Origin of the sequence: Cloacibacterium sp. Arc13 (assembly GCF_041431305.1) — a bacterium.
Lineage (GTDB): Bacteria > Bacteroidota > Bacteroidia > Flavobacteriales > Weeksellaceae > Cloacibacterium > Cloacibacterium caeni_B.
In genome coordinates this window covers 330,627-350,328 of record NZ_JASMRM010000002.1, presented here as the reverse complement: position 1 = coordinate 350,328, position 19,702 = coordinate 330,627, and the positions used below count along the sequence as shown (strand labels likewise).

16 protein-coding genes are annotated in these 19,702 nt (G+C 32.8%); 8 read left to right on the top strand and 8 right to left on the bottom strand.

Annotation, left to right across the window (positions count from 1 at the left end; translation table 11 throughout):
• The first annotated feature begins 227 nt into the window (after positions 1–227).
• The 5 genes from QO190_RS03480 (at position 228) to QO190_RS03460 (ending at position 7,112) form a co-directional block, all read left to right on the top strand.
• The gene (locus QO190_RS03480) at positions 228–2,630 is read left to right on the top strand and encodes a prolyl oligopeptidase family serine peptidase (RefSeq protein WP_371461087.1); all 2,403 of its coding nucleotides are present in this window, start codon (positions 228–230) and stop codon (positions 2,628–2,630) included.
• Positions 2,631–2,754: 124 nt separating this feature from the next.
• The gene (locus QO190_RS03475; protein WP_371461088.1) at positions 2,755–3,336 is read left to right on the top strand and encodes an alpha-ketoglutarate-dependent dioxygenase AlkB; all 582 of its coding nucleotides are present in this window, start codon (positions 2,755–2,757) and stop codon (positions 3,334–3,336) included.
• Between the two features lie 181 nt (positions 3,337–3,517).
• Positions 3,518–4,009 carry a hypothetical protein gene (locus tag QO190_RS03470; protein WP_371461089.1) on the top strand — a complete coding sequence of 164 codons (492 nt, stop codon included), beginning with the start codon at positions 3,518–3,520 and terminating at the stop codon, positions 4,007–4,009.
• A gap of 142 nt (positions 4,010–4,151) precedes the next feature.
• Positions 4,152–5,333 (top strand): acyl-CoA dehydrogenase family protein, encoded by a 1,182-nt coding sequence (locus tag QO190_RS03465; protein ID WP_371461090.1) that lies wholly within the window; start codon positions 4,152–4,154, stop codon positions 5,331–5,333.
• 504 nt (positions 5,334–5,837) lie between these two features.
• Positions 5,838–7,112, top strand: a complete 1,275-nt coding sequence (locus QO190_RS03460; RefSeq protein ID WP_371461091.1) for a dihydrolipoamide acetyltransferase family protein — start codon at positions 5,838–5,840, stop codon at positions 7,110–7,112.
• Positions 7,113–7,146: 34 nt separating this feature from the next.
• Here the strand turns inward: QO190_RS03460 and QO190_RS03455 are convergent, their stop codons facing one another.
• The 4 genes from QO190_RS03455 to rsmG form a co-directional block, all read right to left on the bottom strand.
• Positions 7,147–9,843: a PD-(D/E)XK nuclease family protein gene (locus QO190_RS03455; RefSeq protein WP_371461092.1), complete on the bottom strand. Its 2,697-nt coding sequence runs from the start codon at positions 9,841–9,843 to the stop codon at positions 7,147–7,149.
• The gene (locus QO190_RS03450) at positions 9,843–10,259 is read right to left on the bottom strand and encodes a DUF922 domain-containing protein (protein WP_213195945.1); all 417 of its coding nucleotides are present in this window, start codon (positions 10,257–10,259) and stop codon (positions 9,843–9,845) included. The genes QO190_RS03455 and QO190_RS03450 overlap by 1 nt, the downstream gene beginning before the upstream one ends.
• 121 nt (positions 10,260–10,380) lie before the next feature.
• Positions 10,381–10,797 (bottom strand): hypothetical protein, encoded by a 417-nt coding sequence (locus QO190_RS03445; protein ID WP_371461094.1) that lies wholly within the window; start codon positions 10,795–10,797, stop codon positions 10,381–10,383.
• A gap of 12 nt (positions 10,798–10,809) precedes the next feature.
• On the bottom strand, positions 10,810–11,445 hold the full coding sequence (gene rsmG, locus QO190_RS03440) for a 16S rRNA (guanine(527)-N(7))-methyltransferase RsmG (RefSeq protein ID WP_371461095.1): 636 nt from the start codon (positions 11,443–11,445) through the stop codon (positions 10,810–10,812).
• Between the two features lie 94 nt (positions 11,446–11,539).
• On the opposite strand from rsmG, the gene QO190_RS03435 reads away from it, so the two are divergent.
• The 3 genes from QO190_RS03435 (at position 11,540) to QO190_RS03425 (ending at position 14,081) form a co-directional block, all read left to right on the top strand.
• Entirely contained in the window at positions 11,540–12,739 is a 1,200-nt protein-coding gene (locus tag QO190_RS03435) for a pyridoxal phosphate-dependent aminotransferase (protein ID WP_371481252.1), read from the top strand.
• A gap of 157 nt (positions 12,740–12,896) precedes the next feature.
• Positions 12,897–13,529, top strand: a complete 633-nt coding sequence (locus QO190_RS03430) for a peroxiredoxin (RefSeq protein WP_213195948.1) — start codon at positions 12,897–12,899, stop codon at positions 13,527–13,529.
• A 72-nt stretch (positions 13,530–13,601) separates the two neighbouring features.
• Positions 13,602–14,081, top strand: a complete 480-nt coding sequence (locus tag QO190_RS03425; RefSeq protein WP_371481250.1) for a methylglyoxal synthase — start codon at positions 13,602–13,604, stop codon at positions 14,079–14,081.
• A gap of 48 nt (positions 14,082–14,129) precedes the next feature.
• On the opposite strand, the gene QO190_RS03420 is transcribed toward QO190_RS03425, so the two are convergent.
• From QO190_RS03420 to QO190_RS03405, 4 genes are all read right to left on the bottom strand, one after another.
• Positions 14,130–14,501 (bottom strand): hypothetical protein, encoded by a 372-nt coding sequence (locus QO190_RS03420; protein ID WP_371461098.1) that lies wholly within the window; start codon positions 14,499–14,501, stop codon positions 14,130–14,132.
• Positions 14,502–14,583: 82 nt separating this feature from the next.
• Positions 14,584–15,075, bottom strand: a complete 492-nt coding sequence (locus QO190_RS03415; protein WP_371461100.1) for an N-acetyltransferase family protein — start codon at positions 15,073–15,075, stop codon at positions 14,584–14,586.
• A 43-nt stretch (positions 15,076–15,118) separates the two neighbouring features.
• Positions 15,119–17,950, bottom strand: coding sequence for an excinuclease ABC subunit UvrA (uvrA, locus tag QO190_RS03410; protein WP_371461101.1), 2,832 nt, complete (start codon positions 17,948–17,950; stop codon positions 15,119–15,121).
• Positions 17,951–18,086: 136 nt separating this feature from the next.
• Positions 18,087–19,610 carry an MFS transporter gene (locus tag QO190_RS03405; protein ID WP_371461102.1) on the bottom strand — a complete coding sequence of 508 codons (1,524 nt, stop codon included), beginning with the start codon at positions 19,608–19,610 and terminating at the stop codon, positions 18,087–18,089.
• Positions 19,611–19,702: the final 92 nt, after the last annotated feature.

Sequence of the window (19,702 nt, the reverse complement as noted above, 5' to 3'; positions counted from 1 at the left end):
ATTCAGATTTTCTGAATGACGGGGTGTTTTTTGGCGCTTTAACACGCTGTCCGCTGTATCTTTTTTAAATTTTGGTTCTCTCTTTTAGGAGAGTCAGTGAGGAAAAAATTTAAAAAAGGATGCCGCTTCCATCGTTAGCGCAAATGCAGAAATCTTCAGAAATTTCAGGAAAAATTGTAACTTTCCCTTCAATAAAACCACTAATCAAAAAATCAAAAATTTAAAATATGAGATCTATCAAAATTTCTGTTTTATTTCTCGCTTTATCCATTTTTGGATTTTCGCAAGAAAATTTAACCTACCAAAAACCTTCTGCTGAAATTCTTCAACTCGCTGATTTCCAAAGAACACCTTCTGTTTCTATGAACAGCAAAAAAGACTGGATGGTTTTTTCTTACAGACCTACTTATAAAACGTTAGACGACCTTAACCAAGAAGAAATGAAATTGGCAGGTTTGCGTGTAAATCCCGTAACCAATATTTCGAGTTCTGTTACGTATATTAGTAATTTAAAGGTTAGAAAATTCAACGAAAAGCAAGAAACACAAGTAATTGGATTGCCTCAAAATCCTAAAATCACCAATCTTTCTTGGTCTCCAGACGAAAAAAAATTAGCGTTTACCAATACTACAGAAAAAGGAGTAGAACTTTGGATTTTAGATTTAGAAACCAGAACAGCTAAGAAAATTTCAAACGATAATCTTAATGCCAATTTAGGTTCTCCTTTTGTTTGGTTGAAAAATTCTCAGGAATTAATCGTAAGAAAACTTCCAGCAAATAGACCAGCTCTATTAAATGAAAAGAAAAATCTTCCAACTGGACCAATTGTTTCTAATGCAGACGGAAAAGTTTCTCAAAACAGAACGTATCAGGATTTGTTAAAAAATCCTATGGATGAAGCCAATTTTGAGACTTTAACCAAAACAGAATTGGTGAAAATGAATCTTGATGGAGCAGAAACTCCTTACAAATCTGCTGATATTTATGCAGGAATTCAACTTTCGCCAGACGGAAATTATGTGATGATTTCTACCATCAAAAAACCATTTTCTTACATCGTTCCGCTTTCTAGATTTCCTATGACTGCTCAAGTTTTTGATTTACAAGGAAATTTAGTAAAAACAGTAAATGACGTTCCGCTGAATGAAATTATGCCAAAAGGTTTTTCATCAGTTAGAACAGGCAAAAGAAATATGTCTTGGAGAGCAGATAAACCTGCAAGTTTATATTTTGTAGAAGCTCTAGATGGTGGTGATCAAAGCAAAAAAGCAGAATTTAGAGACGAAATTTTTACTTGGGATGCACCTTTTTCTGCAGAACCTAAATCCTTGATGAAAACCAAACAAAGATTTGCAGGAATTCAATTCGGGAATGAAGAAAACGCTGTAGTAATGGATTCTTGGTATGATACGCGTTCACAAAAAACGTATTTCTTGAATCCAAAAACAGGAGAAAATAAAGAAATTGCCGAAAGAAATTATCAAGATGTTTATGCGGATCCAGGTAATTTCCAAACCGATAAAAATGAATTCGGACAATATGTAATTTCTATCAAAAACGGAAAAGCGCACTTAATTGGTGATGGTTTTACCAAGGATGGTCAGTTTCCTTTTATTGACGAATTTGATTTTAAAAACTTCCAAACCAAAAGATTATACACTTCTAAAACACCAAATGTAAAAGAAGATATTATTGATATTATTGATGCCAATAAAGGAACGGTTTTAGTGACGCAACAGTCTAAAAATCAGTATCCTAATTATTTTGTAAGAAATATTAAAAACAACAAAGCAGAAGCGGTAACTCAGTTTGCAAATCCTTTTGCGAGTATTTCTACTATTCATAAAGAAGTCATCAAATATAAGAGAAATGATGGAGTAGAGCTGAAAGGAACACTTTATCTACCAGCAAATTATGATTTCAAAAAGAAACCAAAATTGCCACTTTTAGTTTGGGCATATCCTGAAGAATTTAAAGATAAAGCAACTGCTGGACAAAACACAGCCAATCCAAATGAATTTACTTTCCCAAGTTATGGTTCGTTTATTTATTGGGTGACTAAAGGTTATGCGGTTTTAGATGATGCAAGTTTCCCAATTATTGGGGAAGGAACTACAGAACCGAATGATACTTTTATTCCGCAATTGGTTGCGAATGGAAAAGCTGCAATTGATGCAGTTGACCAATTAGGTTATATCGATAGAAATAGAGTAGCAGTGGGTGGACATTCTTATGGAGCTTTTATGACGGCTAATTTATTGACGCATTCTAATGATTTTGCATGTGGAATTGCAAGAAGTGGCGCTTATAATAGAACTTTAACACCTTTTGGTTTCCAAAGTGAACAGCGTAATTATTGGGATGTTCCAGAAATTTATAACGGAATGTCACCATTTATGAATGCCAATAAAATGAAAAAACCAATGCTTTTGGTTCATGGTGAAGCAGATAATAATCCGGGAACTTTTACATTGCAAACAGAGCGTTATTTCCAAGCGTTGAAAAACTTGGGAGCACCTGTAAGAATGGTGATTTTACCGAAAGAAGCTCACGGTTATGTTGCTAAAGAAAACATTTTACACTTGCTTTGGGAACAAGACCAATTCTTAGAAAAATGTTTAAAAAAATAAATTTTAAAAGACGCTGAAAAGCGTCTTTTTTATTTTTGAAATAATCTTGAATTTGATAGAAATGTGTAATTTTAGAAAAAGTCTAGAATCTCACATCTGAAATCTAACATCTAACATCTAACAAATGAATAATCTTTTACCAAGACACGGTACTGTACATTATTATGGGAAAATTTTCACGAAAGAACAAAGTGAAATATATTATGTTAAATTGCTCAATGAAATCAATTGGCAACATGATGTAGTTAATATTTTAGGTAAAGAAATTATTACCAAAAGAAAAGTTGTTTTTTTAGGAGATGAAGGAATTTCTTATAAATATTCGGGAAAAACTAAAATCGCTGAGAATTGGCTAAAATTTATTTTAGAAATAAAATCTACGGTGGAACAAATCTCAGGCGAAAAATTTAATGCGTGTTTATTGAACTATTATCACAATGGTTCTGAAGCGATGAGTTGGCATTCTGATAACGAAAAAGAAATTCTCAAGCATTCTGCAATTGCGTCTGTAAGTTTCGGTGCAGAAAGAAAATTTGGTTTCAAACATAATTTTAGCAAAGAAGAAATTTCTCTAATGCTTGAGAATGGCTCATTACTCATCATGAAAGATGAAACTCAAATCTATTGGAAACACAAGCTTTATACAAATGTTAAAATCACCGAGCCAAGAATTAATTTGACATTCAGAACAATTGTAAACGATTAAACATAATATTTCAGTTAATTCCTATAATTTATATTATGTTAAATAGTATTTTTTATGACTTCAATATCATTATAGTTTCCTAACCTTTTCATTCCTTTTAATCCACTGAATGTTTATAATCTTTGATGAGAATTCTATAAAGTTTTAAATTGTTTATCACCATACTTTTACAAGAAAAATTATGAAAAATTTTGTAGTTATTCTTTTGATAAGCATTTCTTTTATTTCTTGTAACAAAAAAGAAACATCTTCATATACCATAATTCCTGAAGATACCATTCACCAGAATTATCCAGAAACTTTTGAGCCAAAAAAAGATACTTTGCAATTTTGTTATCTTTCTGTGGTTGGTAAAGATTCTTTACACCTTTCTTACACTCTTTATCCTACAGATTCTGTAAAAGGAAAAATGAGCTACGATAATTTTGAAAAAGATGGTTCTACTGGAAAAGTGTATGGTATAAAATCTGGTGATACCTTAAAATTAACTTACGATATGTTTTCAGAGGGAATGCATTCGTTAATAGATGTTCGCTTTTTGACAAAAGACAATAAACTTTACGAAGGAATTACGGCTTTGAAACAAAAGAACGATTCTACTATGATTATTGTGAATGATAAAAATGTAGATTTTAAATCTGGAAGAGTTTTATCGCCTGTTAAATGTAAATAATGTTAGTAATTTTTCATGCTATTCTACTCTATTTTAGATGAATTTTTTAATTTTTTCTCTACAAATAGTTGCAGTTTACTTTTTCTATTGGGTATTTTGATACTATGCGAAATCCTCGTATTTTTAGCAAAATTTAAACGCAATGTCATACTATCCTTTAAATAGCATTCCAGATTATTATGGAATTGATGATTTACTTACAGAAGAACATATATTAATCAGAAACTCTGTTAGAGATTGGGTTCAGTCATTTATTATGCCTCAAATTGATGATGCAGCGCAACATCATAAAGACATTCCTAATCTCATGAAAGAATTAGGAGCAATTGGCGCTCTCGGTCCTTATATTCCAGAAGAATATGGAGGTGCTGGTTTAGACCAAATTTCTTACGGACTCATTATGCAAGAGTTAGAACGTGGTGATTCTGCCGTTCGTTCTGCGGCTTCTGTACAATCTTCTTTAGTCATGTTCCCTATTTATGAGTTTGGTTCAGAAGAACAAAAACGCAAATATCTTCCAAAATTAGCTTCTGGCGAATTTATCGGTGCATTTGGTTTAACAGAGCCTAATCACGGTTCTAATCCTGGCGGAATGGAAACGCATTACAAAGATATGGGTGATCATTATTTGCTTAACGGTGCTAAAATGTGGATTACCAATGCTCCACTTTGTGATATTGCTGTAGTTTGGGCAAAAGGTGAAGACGGAAAAGTTCGCGGAATGATTGTTGAACGCGGTTATGAAGGTTTTACCACTCCAGAAACTACCAATAAATGGAGTTTGAGAGCTTCTAAAACGGGTGAATTGGTTTTTAATAACGTAAAAGTTCCTAAAGAAAATCTTTTACCAAATGTAGAAGGTTTAAAAGGTCCTCTTTCTTGTTTAAATTCAGCACGTTACGGAATTTCGTGGGGCGTAATTGGTGCAGCAATTGATTGTTATTGCACTGCTGTTCAGTATTCTAAAGAAAGAACACAGTTCGGAAAACCAATTGCAAGTTTCCAACTTCAACAGAAAAAATTAGCCGAATTTTTAACAGAAATTACAAAAGCTCAATTGCTTTGTTGGAGATTAGGAACCTTGAAGAATGACCATAAAGCTACTCCTGCTCAAATTTCTATGGCAAAAAGAAACAACGTAAGAATGGCGATTAATGTAGCAAGAGAATCTCGTCAAATTCTTGGCGGAATGGGAATTATGGGAGAATTCCCAATGATGCGTCACGCTGCCAACTTAGAATCTGTAATCACTTACGAAGGAACAGAAGATGTTCACTTACTTATTACAGGTCTTGATATTACAGGAATCAACGCATTTTCATAAAAATTATACTTTGTCAAAGCTTTTAAATCTTTGACAAAGTTTTTTTTTTGATTTTGGCGTGCCTTTTTTCCACTGCTATTGCCATGCAAAAAAGTCGCGCTTTCCGTTGCAATCTTTTATTTTGTCAGTCTTCGACTCCGCTCAGACTGACAAAATAAAAGATTTCCACTGCAATCGCTCACGCGAAAAATGAATGATATAGAAATATTAAAATATTGGAAATTAAAATTATACAAATAATTGTTCCTTTGATTTTTGCAATTGGCATCATTGCAATTATTTATACATTTCTTAAAGAACCAAGAATTATTATTAGAGATTTATTTTCGACGATTTACTTCAGAATAAAAGAAGAGTTTTTTGGATTTTTATTAATTCCATTTATACCATTTATTGTATTATATTTAATTATTTTCAAAGGAGGAAGACTAAAAAAAAAGATTATCAAGGAGATTTGAAAGAAAAAAAATCTGCTCAATCAGCAAAATCAGCGAGAGAAAAACAATGAAAACCATCAACATACCATTACCTAAAATAGGAGAATCTACCATCGAAGCCAAAATTGTAGAATGGCTTAAAAAACCAGGAGATTTCATCAAACGAGATGAACTTTTTGCCGTGATCGGAACAGATAAGGTAGATTCGGAGATTTTCTCAGAATACGAAGGAACGCTTAAAGAAATTCTTGTAAAAGAAGGCGAAGAAGTTTCTGTAGGAACTCCTATTTGTACAATGGAAGTTGATGATTCTGTTGAAGAAAATTCGGGTGTCAATCTGATTGATGCAAAGCGTAATGAAGAATCTTTAAAAGATTTTTCGACTTCATTACATTCCGCTCAAAACGACAAAATTCAACTCACACCTCGTTCCGATAGCTATCGGAACTCAGAACTCGTATCTTTCCTTTCTCCAGTGGTAAGAAAAATGGCTGCAGAAAACGGATTGAGTTTAGAAGATTTGCAGAAAATTAATGGAACTGGTGAAAACGGTAGAATCAGAAAACAAGATGTAGAAAATTTCTTAAAACCAAGAAAACAAAATACTTCTACTCCATTTGTTGAAGAAAAAATTCAACTTAAAGTAGAACTCGGCGAAACTTTAGAGCCACTTTCTAAAATGCGTAAACTCATCGCCGAAAATATGGAAAAATCTTGGCGAAGCATTCCACATGTTACTACTTTTATGGATGTAAATGTGACAAAATTAGTGGCTTATCGTGAAGAAAATAAGGAGAAATTTCTACAAGAAAATGCGGTAAAACTCACTTATACGCATTTGATAATGAAAGCCGTAGTAGATGCAATTAAGGTCTATCCTACTCTAAATTCTTGGTTTAATAATGAAGAATTGTTAGAAAAGAAAAACATTAATTTAGGTTTTGCAGCAGCACTTCCTGACGGTAATCTCATCGTTCCGAATATTAAAAATGCACAGAATTTATCGGTTATAGAAATTGCTCAACAAGTTTCAGAAATAGGAACCAGAGCTAAAAACGGAAAACTAAAACCAGACGATATTCAAGATACTACTTTCACGGTTTCTAATACAGGAATGTTCGGTTCAGAAAGCGGAACGCCTATTATTTCCAGACCGCAAGTTGCAGTTCTCGCTTTGGGAAATATTTTGAGAAGAGCTTGGATTATAGAAGAAAACGGCGAAGAAAAGATATTACCTCAATCGGTGATGACTTTGTCTTTAAGTTATGACCACAGAATTGTAGATGGCGCTCTTGCCTCGACATTCTTAACAGAGATTAAAAAAAATATGGAGCGTTATTAAACGCTCCATTTTATTTGTTGATTATATTTTTTTATCAATTCCAGTTTTCGTGAACTTTTTCTGTAAATGGAATTTCTGGATTCAGGATTTCTAGAATTAAGTTTTTCACAGAAACTAAAGAATCTTCAAAATTATCCTCGGTAAATTCTACTTTTTGTACTCCATTATTCACTTCTGCAAAACTCCAAATTCCCGTTTCTAATTCCCGATTTTTAAACTCATCTATTTGAGAAATACAATATTGATATATGCACAATTGCATCGCTTGTTTGTATTTGTCATCAAAGAAAAGATTTTCAATTTTGTCTTCTTTTATTTTGATTTTCAGGTTTTTAGGCTTTGCCGTTTTATAATCAATGATTCTTAAAGTTCCGTTCAAAATATCAATTCTATCAATAAATCCGTAGAAAATCACTTGATTATTTTCATCAATTTTGAAAGGGATATTCTCAATTTTTCTTTCTAAAGCTACAATTTCCAAAGCATTCCCTTTTTTAACCAACTCTAAATCATAATTCAAAACAGATTCTACTACTCTTTTGGCTATTTGTTTGTGAACAAAATTCATTCCTTTTTCGTAGAATTCTGGTTGATGTTTTAGTCGTTCAATCGCTTTGTCAATTGATTCATCTACTTGTTGAAGTAAATTTTCTAAATCATTAACTTTTAATATTTTACCGATTATTTTTCCGTATAAATATTCTAATGCATTGTGCACTAAAGTTCCATAATTTCGTTGAGAAAGTTCTTCTTCAATTTCTGTGGTTTCTCTGGTGTTGAGAATTTTATCCAAATAAAAATCAATAGGATTATAAAGATAGGTCACCAAATGTGATGGCGAAACCTTCTGTTTCCATTCTTCTAATTTTTCAAGAACTGAAGGTGTTTTTTCAATCGTAATCGGTTCTTGATTAATCGGTTCAGAAGTATTTTCGATGATGATATGCTCTATTTTATGCTGAGATTCCATTTCAATTTGGGTAATGAATCTCGTTTTTTCGCCTGTATTTACGCCAGAACCGAGGGCATTGTAAAGCAAATAAATATTCTTGGCATTCTGTAAAAATCGGTAAAAGTGATAGGCATAAATTCCGTCGTTTTCTAAGAAAGTATGTAGATTAAACTGCTTTCTTACATCAAATGGAAGATAAGTATTTTGCGAATTTCCCAGCGGTAATTTTCCTTCGTTGGCAGAAAGAAGAATAATGTTTTCAAAATTCAACAATCGTGTTTCCAAAAGTCCCATCAATTGTAAACCTTCTAAAGGTTCTCCCACAAAATCTATTGATTCAGAGTTAATGAGTTGATTAATCAACACTTCCAATGTTTCGATTTTTACTTGATATTGATATGGAGAAAGTTGATTCTTGATGACGACGAAACTCTTCTCAAAATGAGAAATATTTTCATATTGTACATTATCTATTTCATTGTATTTTAAATCTTTACAAAAATCAATTAAAGTATTGAGTAAGGTTTCAGCGTCTTGCTTTTCAAACAAATTATAGAAAGAAAGTCCGTTCAATAATTCGCTTAATTGCTTTTTAGAAATATAAACGATGTTTCTTTCTTCTAAGGTTGCAACGAAGTTTTTGATGATATTTTCGTCTTTAAAATTCTTTGGAAGTTCATCTAAAATCGGTAAAATATCATTGTAATAATATGAAGAAGCGTTTTTTTCTAATTGTTTATGAAGATGAAACAGTTTTTTCATCGCATTTGAAAAAGCCAAATTTTTCAACGGAAAGCCCATTGTAATGTTCAGTTTTTCAACAGATGCGAGAGAATCTAACGTAGCAGGAAGCAAATTTTCATCTAATAAAACTACTGCAGTGTTTTGATAATCACAATTTTCTGTGTGAATTTCTGAAAGAATTTCTGGCAAAACTTTGGTTTGAGCAATATTTCCTGAAACCTCATAAACCTTTATGTTTTTGTCTACAGAAAATTCATTTTCAATCCAGTTGAAATCTCTAGAATCATTAAATTCTTTCCAAGTTTTGTATTCGCGGAGAAATTTTCCTGCTTCTTGTCTTTCGTCATGGAAATAGTATTCATCTGCATGAAAGAAAATATCTGCTTTGTCCCATTGTAAAAGCGTTCTGACTAATTTTTCTTCAACGGGAGTAAAAGCGTTAAACCCAATAAAAACGGCTCTAAGATTGAAATTTTTGCAATAATTTTCTAAATTTTCTTTGGTGTAAAGATGAATCATTCCCGAAGTAGCCAATTGCTGTTCCTCTAATTTTTCTTGTAAAAAAGGAAGAAAAGCATTCATTTTTCTCCAAAAATTGAGATTTCTCTTTCTAGCGCCTTCTTCATCGCCCAGATTTTCGCCCCAGTTTTTGATGCGTTCTTCAGCAAGCATCCATTCCAGAATTTCTTTATCATTTCCATGGAATTTTAGCATATCATCCCAATCTTTTTGTAGTGTAGGGAACCATTTTAGAAATGTAGCAAGATCTTCATCTTGATAAAGTTGAGTATAGGTTTGATAGGCAAAAAGCCAAAGTGCAATGCCTTTGATTTCTTGTTTTTGACTGATTTTGTGGACTAATTCATCAATCGTAAAAAACTCTGGAAGAATCCCGTTATAGTTTTTTTCTTTTAAAATTTCTTTAATAAAAACTACGGGTCTTTTTCCTGGAATTATAAATGAAAAACCCGATAAATCCGAAGATTTTTCGAGTATTTCTGAGATGACTTTTTGTAAAAATTTTTGGTGTAACATTAGTTTTTATAGCGTTCTAGTTTTTTGAGTTGAGCTTTAATTTCTGCATCTAGCTCATTTTGTTTTTCGGCGTTGGTTCCTCGTTTTGTAATGTTATCATAATAGTTTTGATAATCGAGAAATTCACCATACATCACTTGATAAATCAACTTAAATTTCAGTTGGTAATCTTTCTCCGTTTTTACATTTTCTAGAAATTCTTTTCTCAGTTTTCTAGCGTAAATTTCGGCAATATCAAAATGGCCTTGTTCATGATTGATATTGAGATTTTTGGTTTTAATAGGATGTTTCCAAGATTTGCTTGGGTCAAAAGTAGCATCTATTCTCACCTTCATTTTATTATTGGCTTTGTCTTTAAAAGCGGTGTAACTTAGTCCACAAGAAGAATAACTGACAATGGTGCTGTCACTTTTCATTTTGTTTTCTGGGGATTTAAAAAGACTCCAATTAAGTTTTGTTCCTTCTTTCCAGACTAATTTTTGAGAAAAAACAGTTAAAAAACAAAACAATATAATAAGACTGAGAATTTTCTTCATACTACTCTACTACAATTGTTTTCTCAATCCAAATGTTTTGGTTGCTGCTGTCTTTTCCGTTCCAAAATTTGAAAGTGTAAATACCTTTTTCTTCTGGTCTAAAGTTGAAACCATTTACTCCAACTCTTGTTGCTTGAGTACAAGTTCCGTTAATGGTGTAAGAATAAGCCACCACATTTCTTTCTAAACCATTTCTGATGTAATCATATCCAAAAAAATCATCACAAGCACTTGGATAAGTAGAATACGTTTTGATGGTTTGAATGGTGAAAACATCCATCGTGTCTTGTGCAATTTTCACGCTGTCTATCTTGATAGATTCTACATTTTGAATTTCATCTTCGTCATTTCTATCACAAGAAACAGCGAAAAATCCAGCTAATAAAGTGATTACACTGAGGTTAAAAATTTTCTTCATTGATTTTAGTTTTTATGAATTAAAATTTCCTTTGGATAAATATACTACTTTTTTAGTGTCAAAAAACTCTTCTTCGAATTGGTCTTTCAGATGGTAAATTTCACATTTTATTCCAGCGAGTTCTTCACCTAAATCTCCACCTTTTAAGTATAAAACGCCATTATGTTTTGGGTTAAATTGTTCTTTTTCGAATTTTCCTTTTAACCAACGCAAGAAAACAGGCATTTGTGTAACTGCTCTGCTCACTACAAAATGGAATTTGTCTTTTATTTTTTCGGCTCTTTCGTGATAGGCTTTTACATTTTTTAATCCAAGACTTTCAGCAACTGCATTCACTACCGTAATTTTTTTGCCAATAGAATCTACCAAAGTAAATTCTACATTCGGAAATAAAATCGCCAAAGGAATTCCCGGGAAACCACCGCCAGTTCCTATGTCTAGAACTTTGGTTCCATCTGCAAATTCCATGATTTTTGCAATTCCCAATGAATGGAGAACATGTCTTTCGTAGAATTCATCAATATCTTTTCTCGAAATCACATTGATTTTTCCGTTCCAATCTTTATAAAGCATTTCAAGCTGTTGGAATTGAGATTTTTGTTGGTCTGTTAAATTTGGGAAATATTTTAAAATAATTTCTGAAGACATATGCTTTCTAATATTTCAACAAAAATAAAGAATTTATCGCGGAAATCTTTCGGAATTTATACTTTAAAATTTATCTTTGCTAAAAATCGTAAAAATGAATAAACTGTCAGATAGATTAAACAGATTAAGTTATTCTCAAACTTTCGTAATGAGCAATAAAGCCCGTGAAATGAAAGCTGCGGGAATAGATGTTATTTCGTTAACTCTTGGTGAGCCAGATTTTGATGTTCCTGCGAATATCAAACAAGCTGCTTTTGATGCTATTAATCAAAATTTTTCTCATTATTCGCCTGTTCCAGGATTTTTAGAATTGAGGCAAGCCATTGCTAAAAAGCTGAAAAGAGATAATAATCTAGATTATAAACCGACTCAAATTTGTGTTTCAAACGGTGCAAAACAGTCTATTCTTAATGTTTTAGCAGCAGTAGTAAATGATGGTGACGAAGTTATTTTACCAGCTCCTTATTGGGTTTCTTACGACGAAATGGTGAAAATGATGGGCGGAACTTCTGTTTTTATTGAAACGAATATTGACACAGAGTTTAAAATGACGGCTGAACAATTGGAAGCAGCAATTACTCCAAAAACGAAAGTAATTCTTTACAGTTCGCCTTGTAATCCTTCTGGTAGTTATTATACGAAAGACGAATTAGAAAAAATAGCCAATGTAGTAGCAAAATATCCTTATGTAACGATTATTTCTGATGAAATCTACGAATACATCAATTACGATGGAAAACACACTTCTATTGCAGAATTTCCACAAGTTTATGAGCAAACTGCCGTAATCAACGGAATGTCTAAAGCATTTGCAATGACCGGTTGGAGAATTGGTTATAGCGCTTGTCCAGAATGGTTGGCAAAAGCTTGTGATAAGGTTCAAGGACAAATGACTTCTGGTGCGAATACAGTTGCGCAAAGAGCTTCGATTACAGGATTGGAAACAGATCCGAGTGAATATCATTTTATGGTAGAAAGTTTTGAAAAACGAAGAAATTTGGTTTTTGAATTGATAAAAGATATTCCAGGATTTAAAGTTAATTTGCCAAAAGCAGCTTTCTACTTCTTCCCAGATATTTCTTATTACATCGGGAAAACGATTGACGGTGTTCTCATCAATAATTCTGATGATTTTGCGATGTTTTTATTAGAAAAAGCACATGTAGCTTGTGTAGGAGGTGTAAGTTTTGGTGATGCTAACTGTATCAGATTCTCTTATGCGGCTTCTGAAGAAGAATTAAAAGAAGCGATGAGTAGAATTAGAAAAGTTTTAACAGAGGCAGAAATTCATTAACAAATTTTTAAAAATATCCTTAAAATCTTCAGTCAAAAGCTGAAGATTTTTTGCTTTTTAGGAGTCATAGAAAAAAATTATCGGTTTCTCATTTTTAAATTTTTAAAATTGATTAATTTTGCAGTCTGAAAATATAATAGTTAAAAACAACAAAAAAATGGCATTAGTAGGAAGAAAATTTCCAAATGTAACGGTAGACGCAATCTCTAAATCAGGAGAAAATTTAAGAATTAACGTACTAGAAGAAGCAGTAAAAAATCAATCAAAAGTTTTATTATTTTGGTATCCAAAAGACTTTACTTTTGTTTGTCCAACAGAATTACACGCTTTTCAAGCTGCTTTAGAAGAATTTAAAAACAGAAACACTATGGTTATTGGTGCTTCTTGTGACACAAACGAGGTACACTTCGCATGGTTATCTACTCCAAAAAATATGGGAGGAATAGAAGGAGTGACTTATCCACTTTTAGCTGATACACACAGACAATTGGCTAATATTTTAGGAATTGTAGACCAAGATTTCGAATATGATGAAGAAGGAAACGAAACTTTTTCTGGGTCTAACGTAACGTACAGAGCAACTTATTTAATTGATGAAGAAGGAAAAGTTTTCCACGAAAGCGTAAATGATATGCCTCTTGGAAGAAATGTAGCAGAATATTTAAGATTAATTGATGCTTACACTCACGTTCAAAAATACGGAGAAGTTTGTCCAGCAAACTGGCAAGAAGGTAAAGCAGCAATGAATGCTACTAGAACTGCAACTGCAGAATATCTTAGCCAAAACTAAAATATTAAAATACAATTAATACCAAAGCAGAACATTTTGTTCTGCTTTTTTTGTAAATTTACTTGTTCAAAAATGAATGAAATGACTAAAAATGTAAGATTGCTTTCTCCTCAAAAAACAATAGCGCTTATTGCTCACGACCATAAAAAAGATGAATTACTTGAATGGGTAAAAAAACACAGTGAAGTGATTCAACAACATCAATTAATTGCTACAGGAACCACGGGAAAATTGATAGAAAATGAATTGGGCGTTCTTGTTCACAGAGTAATGAGTGGCCCACTTGGTGGAGATCAACAACTCGGTGCAATGATTGCCGAAGGAAAAATAGATATTGTTATTTTCTTTTGGGATCCTATGGAAGCGCAGCCTCATGATCCAGATGTAAAGGCTTTTTTAAGAATTTGTGCCGTTTGGAATATTATCGTAGCATGTGATGCCTCTACCGCAGATTTTATTCTAACTTCGCCTTTCATGCATACAGAATATGCTGTGGAAACTCCTGATTATAAAGTATATTTAAATAGAAATATAGAAAAAGGAATTTCATAAAAAAGCCCGAAAATTCGGGCTCTCATTATCAATATTTAATCTCTGTTTTTATCGGTGATTCTTTTTGTGCTTCATTTTTCTTTTTTTGCCGTGTTCATCATAGTAATAACGATCATTTTTTTGTTGACCAGGCGCGAAAACTTTAGCAGATTTGGTTCCATAGACTTTTTTCATTTGTCCAGGAGGTAAATTTTGCGGTCTGTCATCTACGATGATTACCGTAGAAGAACCACTTCTGATTAAAACACCATTTCGGTAAACATCACCATTGGGTGCTCTATAAATTTCGCCTTGTCTGTAAATTCTACCATCTGGAGCTCTATAAACTCTTCCATTATCTCCGTAAACATTACTAGAACCACAAGAAACTACAGTTATCGTGAGTGCTAAAGCGCCGAATATTTTAAATATATTTTTCATTTTTTTAAGATTTTGGGGTTGATGATTTCTTTAAAACAAAAGCTTTGCCAAAATCTTATTTCTTATGAAAACTTTAACGTTTTTAGAATTTATGAGTTCTTCTTTCTAAAAGAATTACATCTCTCCAAACACCGTTCATTTCAGCGATTTTTTCTCTTCTTCCAATGATTCTGAAGCCTAATTTTTCGTGAATTTTAATACTCGCTACATTTTCTGGAAAAATCCCAGATTGTAAAGTCCAAAAATCATGTTCCTCAGTTTCTTCTATTAATTTATGGAGCAACATTTCGCCGAAACCTTTTCCATGAACTGAATTATCGAGATAAATGCTTACTTCTGCTACTCCTTTATAGCAAACTCTTGCAGAAATAGGTTGAATGGCAGCCCAACCTTGCACTACTCCATTTTCGTCTTCTAAAATCAATCTACAAACTTTGAAATATTTATTGTCCCAAGTTTCCCAACTTGGAACTTCTTTGTCAAAAGTAGCATTGCCGCCTTCGATTCCTTGTTTTAAAATTTCTAAAACTCTCGTTCCATCTTCTGGAAGCATTTCACGGATTTGGTAGTTCATTTTTTATCTACGATTAGGTTTATTTTATTTTAAAGGTGAAATTTTATTCCATTTCCTTTTTTAAAAATTTAGCAGTCAAAGATTTTTTTGATTTTATCAATTCTTCAGGAGTTCCTATTGCGATGATTTCGCCACCGTGTTTTCCACCTTCTGGACCGATGTCTATAATGTGATCTGCTAATTTAATGACATCTAAATTATGTTCAATAATAATAAAAGAATTGCCTAATTCTACCAACTGATTGATGGCTTCCATCAAGATTTTTACATCTTCAAAGTGCAAACCTGTTGTAGGTTCATCCAGAATATAAAGCGTGTTTCCTGTTTGTTTTTTGGCAAGTTCGGTTGCCAGTTTTATACGTTGCGCTTCTCCTCCACTTAATGTGGTAGATTGTTGGCCAAGTGTAATATATCCTAAACCAACATCTTGCAAAGTCTTCACTTTAGCATAAATTTTAGGAATCGGTTGGAAGAAATCTACCGCTTCATCAATGGTCATTTCCAAAACATCAGAAATTGATTTTCCTTTGTAGCGAACTTCCAAAGTTTCTCTGTTGAAACGTTTTCCGTTACAGGTTTCGCAATGCACGTAAACATCGGGCAAAAAGTTCATTTCTATGACTTTTAAACCACCACCTTGACACGTTTCGCATCTTCCACCTTTTACGTTGAAAGAGAATCTTCCTGCTTTATAACCACGAATTTTAGATTCTGGCAATTCTGCAAAAAGATTTCTAATATCGGTGAACATTCCGGTGTAAGTTGCAGGATTAGAACGTGGTGTTCTTCCAATAGGAGTTTGGTCTACATCTACAATTTTGTCGATATTTTCGATACCTTCAAATTTTTTGTAAGGCAAAGGTTCTTGAACCGCTCTGTAAAAATGTTTATTGAGAATTGGATAAAGCGTTCCATTAATCAAAGAAGATTTTCCACTTCCTGAAATTCCTGTTACTACTACCAATTTTCCTAAAGGAACTTCTAGGTTTACGTTTTTCAGGTTATTTCCTGTTGCGCCTTTTAATTTTAGAAATTTTCCATTTCCTTTTCTTCTTTCTTTAGGGATTTCTATGCTTCTTTTTCCCGTGAGATAATCTGCCGTGATTGTATTGGCTTTGATTAAATCTTTAGGTTTTCCTTGCCAAAGAATTTCACCGCCGTGTTTTCCAGCTCTAGGACCGATATCGAGAACGTAATCGGCTTCTAGAATCATGTCTTTATCATGTTCTACTACGAGAACAGAATTGCCAATATCACGAAGATTTTTCAATGAATTGATGAGTCTTTCGTTGTCTCTTTGATGTAAACCAATGCTTGGTTCATCTAAAATATACAATACATTTACGAGTTGAGAACCAATTTGCGTAGCGAGTCTAATTCTCTGAGATTCTCCACCAGAAAGCGTTCTAGAACTTCTACTCAAGCTTAAATAATCTAAACCGACGTCTAATAAAAACTTCAATCTGGTTTCTATTTCTTTTAGAATTTCGTTGGCAATAATTTTATTTTTTTCGCTGAATTTTTCTTTAACTTCTTGAATCCAATCTTTCAAATCCAACAAACTCAAAGCATTGATTTCAGCAATGTTTTTTCCATCAACTTTAAAAGCTAAACTGCTTTTTTGAAGTCTTGCTCCGTTACATTCTGGACAAGTTTCTTCGGTGGTAAATTGTCTTTCAAGCACTACTGCGTCGTAGTTTTCTTTATCTTCAATTACTTGACTGAGATAAGGAACCAACCCTTCAAAATTGATTTTTATTTTCTTAGAAATTCCCGCGTATTTCAAGTCAGCAGTGAATTCTTTTTGGCAACCGTAGTAAATATAATCTACAGCTTCACGAGGAATTTCATTGAAAGAAGTATTTAAACCTAGCCCGAAAATCTCTAAAATGTTTTTAATTTGAGTGAGAAGCCATTTGTTTCCTTTCAAAACTTCTAGAGGTAATAAAGCGCCTTGATTGATGGAAAAATTAGGGTTTTCTACCAAAAATTCTTCATTGATTTTTTTGATGGTTCCGAGACCTTTACAAGTTGGGCAACTTCCCTTTGGTGAGTTGAAAGAAAACGTGTTTGGCTCTGGAATAGGCAAAGCATTTCCGCTGTGTGCATCCATCAAATTTTTAGAAAAATATTGATAGTCTGTTGCGCCTAATTTCTGAACCATCACTACTCCTTCTCCCATTTGCAATGCCGTTTTCAGCGATTTTGCCATTCTGGTTTCCGTGGCATTTTCGCCGATAATCCATCGGTCTATTACCACTTCTATATCGTGAGTTTTATAACGGTCTAACTTTAAATCATATTCTATATCTTGTAATTCTCCATCAATTCTGGCTTGTGAATACCCTTTTTTAGCCAATTGTACAAAAAGTTCGTGATAATGTCCTTTCCTGGAACGTACAACTGGAGCGAGAAGCAATACTTTTTCGCCTTTATAATTTTCTTTGATGGTTTCTAGAATTTGTTCTTCTGTGTAGCTCACCATTTTTTGACCAGTTTCCAAAGAATAAGCATCTGAAACTCTAGCGAAAAGCAAACGCAGAAAGTCATATAATTCTGTAACGGTTCCTACCGTTGAACGTGGATTTTTATTGGTAGTCTTTTGTTCGATGGCAATTACAGGAGAAAGTCCTTCGATTTTGTCCACATCTGGACGCTCTAAACCGCCCAAAAACTGACGAGCATATGCAGAGAAAGTTTCGATATAACGTCTTTGTCCTTCTGCAAAAATGGTGTCAAAAGCCAAAGAAGATTTCCCAGAACCTGAAAGTCCCGTAATGGTAACCAATTCATTTCTAGGAATTTTAACATTGATGTTTTTAAGATTGTGTTCTCTGGCTCCGTATATTTCGATGTATTCTTTTTCTGTACTCATAATGTCAATCTCGTCAAAAAAATCAAGACTTACAAAAATACGGAATTATTCTCTGAAAAAGTTTATCAATCGTAAGATTTCCGCATAAAAAAAGAACCTCAAATTTGAGGTTCTTGTGAATATATTATCTAAAGATTTACAAAGTTTCTTTGTCTGATATTTTGTTGAATTTCAAAAATCTAATGAAGAACAATCCTAATGCAAAGAAAACAGACATGGAAAGTGCTGCAAATCTCATTCCTGAAGTGGTAGGCAATTGGAATGAAGTTTCTTGTAAGAAGAACAATCTTATTGCATCATAATTATCAATCAATAGAGCAAAAATAAATGTTCCTAAAATAATTGCTATCTTTTCTAATACATCATAAAAGCTGAAATATGTAGTGTTATCCATAGAATCTTTTGGTAAAAGTCTACTGTAGGTAGAACGAGACATCGACTGAATTCCGCCCATTACCAAACCGATGATGGCTGCAATTCCGTAAAATTGATACTCTACATTTGGATTTTCTTTTTTGAGGAAATAAGCAGAAAGACAAGCAAAAATCCATAAAATAATAGTAATGCTAATCACATTTTTATTGCCTATTCTTTTGGATAATCTCGAGAAGAAAATAGCACCAATAATGGCTTCTATTTGAATCAATAACAAGGTCATAATTAGTTTTCCTTGGTCTAGGTTGATTTCACTCTTTCCAAATAATGTGGCCATTAGGAAAATGGTCTGCATTCCTACACTGTAAAAGAAGAAACTTGCTAAAAAATACTTGAGATTAGCGGTTCTAAATAATTGTTTACCAACTTTATACAATTCTCTAAAACTCTCTTTCACGATTTCAATATAGAAGATAATATTGTCTTTTAAAACTTCGAAAAAACCTCCATTCGATTTATGACTTTTGAAAATATTTTTAAGGTTCAATAACACTAAATCTTTTGGTAATTGGTCTTTTACTTCACCAAATTGAGGTAAATGTTTGAAGGTGTATTGAGAAAATCCAAACCACCAAGCTCCTGTAAATAAGAATGAAATTCTAGTGTATAAAAGTGCTTCTTTTGGAGTATCCGCAAAAAACATAATTAATGCCAAACAAATCACCACTAAAATTACGGAGCCAATGTAACCATAAACGTAACCTTTTGCAGAAAGTGCATCTTGTTTATCTGGCGTAGCAATATCTGGTAAAAAGGAATTGTAGAAAACCAAACTTCCCCAGAATCCTACACTCGCAGTAATACTAAATAGCAATCCTAAGAAGACGTTATTCATATTGGTAAACATTGCCAATCCCATACAAGAAGTTGCTCCTAAATAAGCGAAAAATTGTAAGAAAGACTTTTTATTTCCAATGGTGTCTGCTAAAGATGATAAAATCGGCGAAAGAATGACCACAATCAAAAACGAAATGGTAAGCGAATAGCCATAAACTGCATCTGGTTGATAATCTTTTCCGAAAATATTAATCATATTCCTCACAGGAACTTTTATCCATTTTCCAGTTTCGGTTACGTACTCGCTTTTTTCATAAGCAGTAGTAATAATAGAATAGTAAATAGGAAAAATGGTAGAGGTAATTACCAGTGAATAAACAGAATTCGCCCAATCGTAGAAAGCCCAAGCTTTCATGATTTTAGGGTTATTTTTGATATTTTGTTTCATAGTTTTTTCCGTAAAAGGGAATTATTACACAAAAATAAAAAAACCATTAAGAAATTGACTAAAAAATCAATAAATCTTAATGGTTAATCATT

What these genes read in the sequence shown, in the direction of transcription:
- QO190_RS03480 (WP_371461087.1), top strand. Translation starts at nt 228, where the DNA reads ATGAGATCTATCAAAATTTCTGTTTTATTTCTCGCTTTATCCATTTTT.
- QO190_RS03475 (WP_371461088.1), top strand. Translation starts at nt 2,755, where the DNA reads ATGAATAATCTTTTACCAAGACACGGTACTGTACATTATTATGGGAAA.
- QO190_RS03470 (WP_371461089.1), top strand. Translation starts at nt 3,518, where the DNA reads ATGAAAAATTTTGTAGTTATTCTTTTGATAAGCATTTCTTTTATTTCT.
- QO190_RS03465 (WP_371461090.1), top strand. Translation starts at nt 4,152, where the DNA reads ATGTCATACTATCCTTTAAATAGCATTCCAGATTATTATGGAATTGAT.
- QO190_RS03460 (WP_371461091.1), top strand. Translation starts at nt 5,838, where the DNA reads ATGAAAACCATCAACATACCATTACCTAAAATAGGAGAATCTACCATC.
- QO190_RS03455 (WP_371461092.1), bottom strand. Translation starts at nt 9,843, where the DNA reads ATGTTACACCAAAAATTTTTACAAAAAGTCATCTCAGAAATACTCGAA.
- QO190_RS03450 (WP_213195945.1), bottom strand. Translation starts at nt 10,259, where the DNA reads ATGAAAAGTGACAGCACCATTGTCAGTTATTCTTCTTGTGGACTAAGT.
- QO190_RS03445 (WP_371461094.1), bottom strand. Translation starts at nt 10,797, where the DNA reads ATGAAGAAAATTTTTAACCTCAGTGTAATCACTTTATTAGCTGGATTT.
- rsmG (WP_371461095.1), bottom strand. Translation starts at nt 11,445, where the DNA reads ATGTCTTCAGAAATTATTTTAAAATATTTCCCAAATTTAACAGACCAA.
- QO190_RS03435 (WP_371481252.1), top strand. Translation starts at nt 11,540, where the DNA reads ATGAATAAACTGTCAGATAGATTAAACAGATTAAGTTATTCTCAAACT.
- QO190_RS03430 (WP_213195948.1), top strand. Translation starts at nt 12,897, where the DNA reads ATGGCATTAGTAGGAAGAAAATTTCCAAATGTAACGGTAGACGCAATC.
- QO190_RS03425 (WP_371481250.1), top strand. Translation starts at nt 13,602, where the DNA reads ATGAATGAAATGACTAAAAATGTAAGATTGCTTTCTCCTCAAAAAACA.
- QO190_RS03420 (WP_371461098.1), bottom strand. Translation starts at nt 14,501, where the DNA reads ATGAAAAATATATTTAAAATATTCGGCGCTTTAGCACTCACGATAACT.
- QO190_RS03415 (WP_371461100.1), bottom strand. Translation starts at nt 15,075, where the DNA reads ATGAACTACCAAATCCGTGAAATGCTTCCAGAAGATGGAACGAGAGTT.
- uvrA (WP_371461101.1), bottom strand. Translation starts at nt 17,950, where the DNA reads ATGAGTACAGAAAAAGAATACATCGAAATATACGGAGCCAGAGAACAC.
- QO190_RS03405 (WP_371461102.1), bottom strand. Translation starts at nt 19,610, where the DNA reads ATGAAACAAAATATCAAAAATAACCCTAAAATCATGAAAGCTTGGGCT.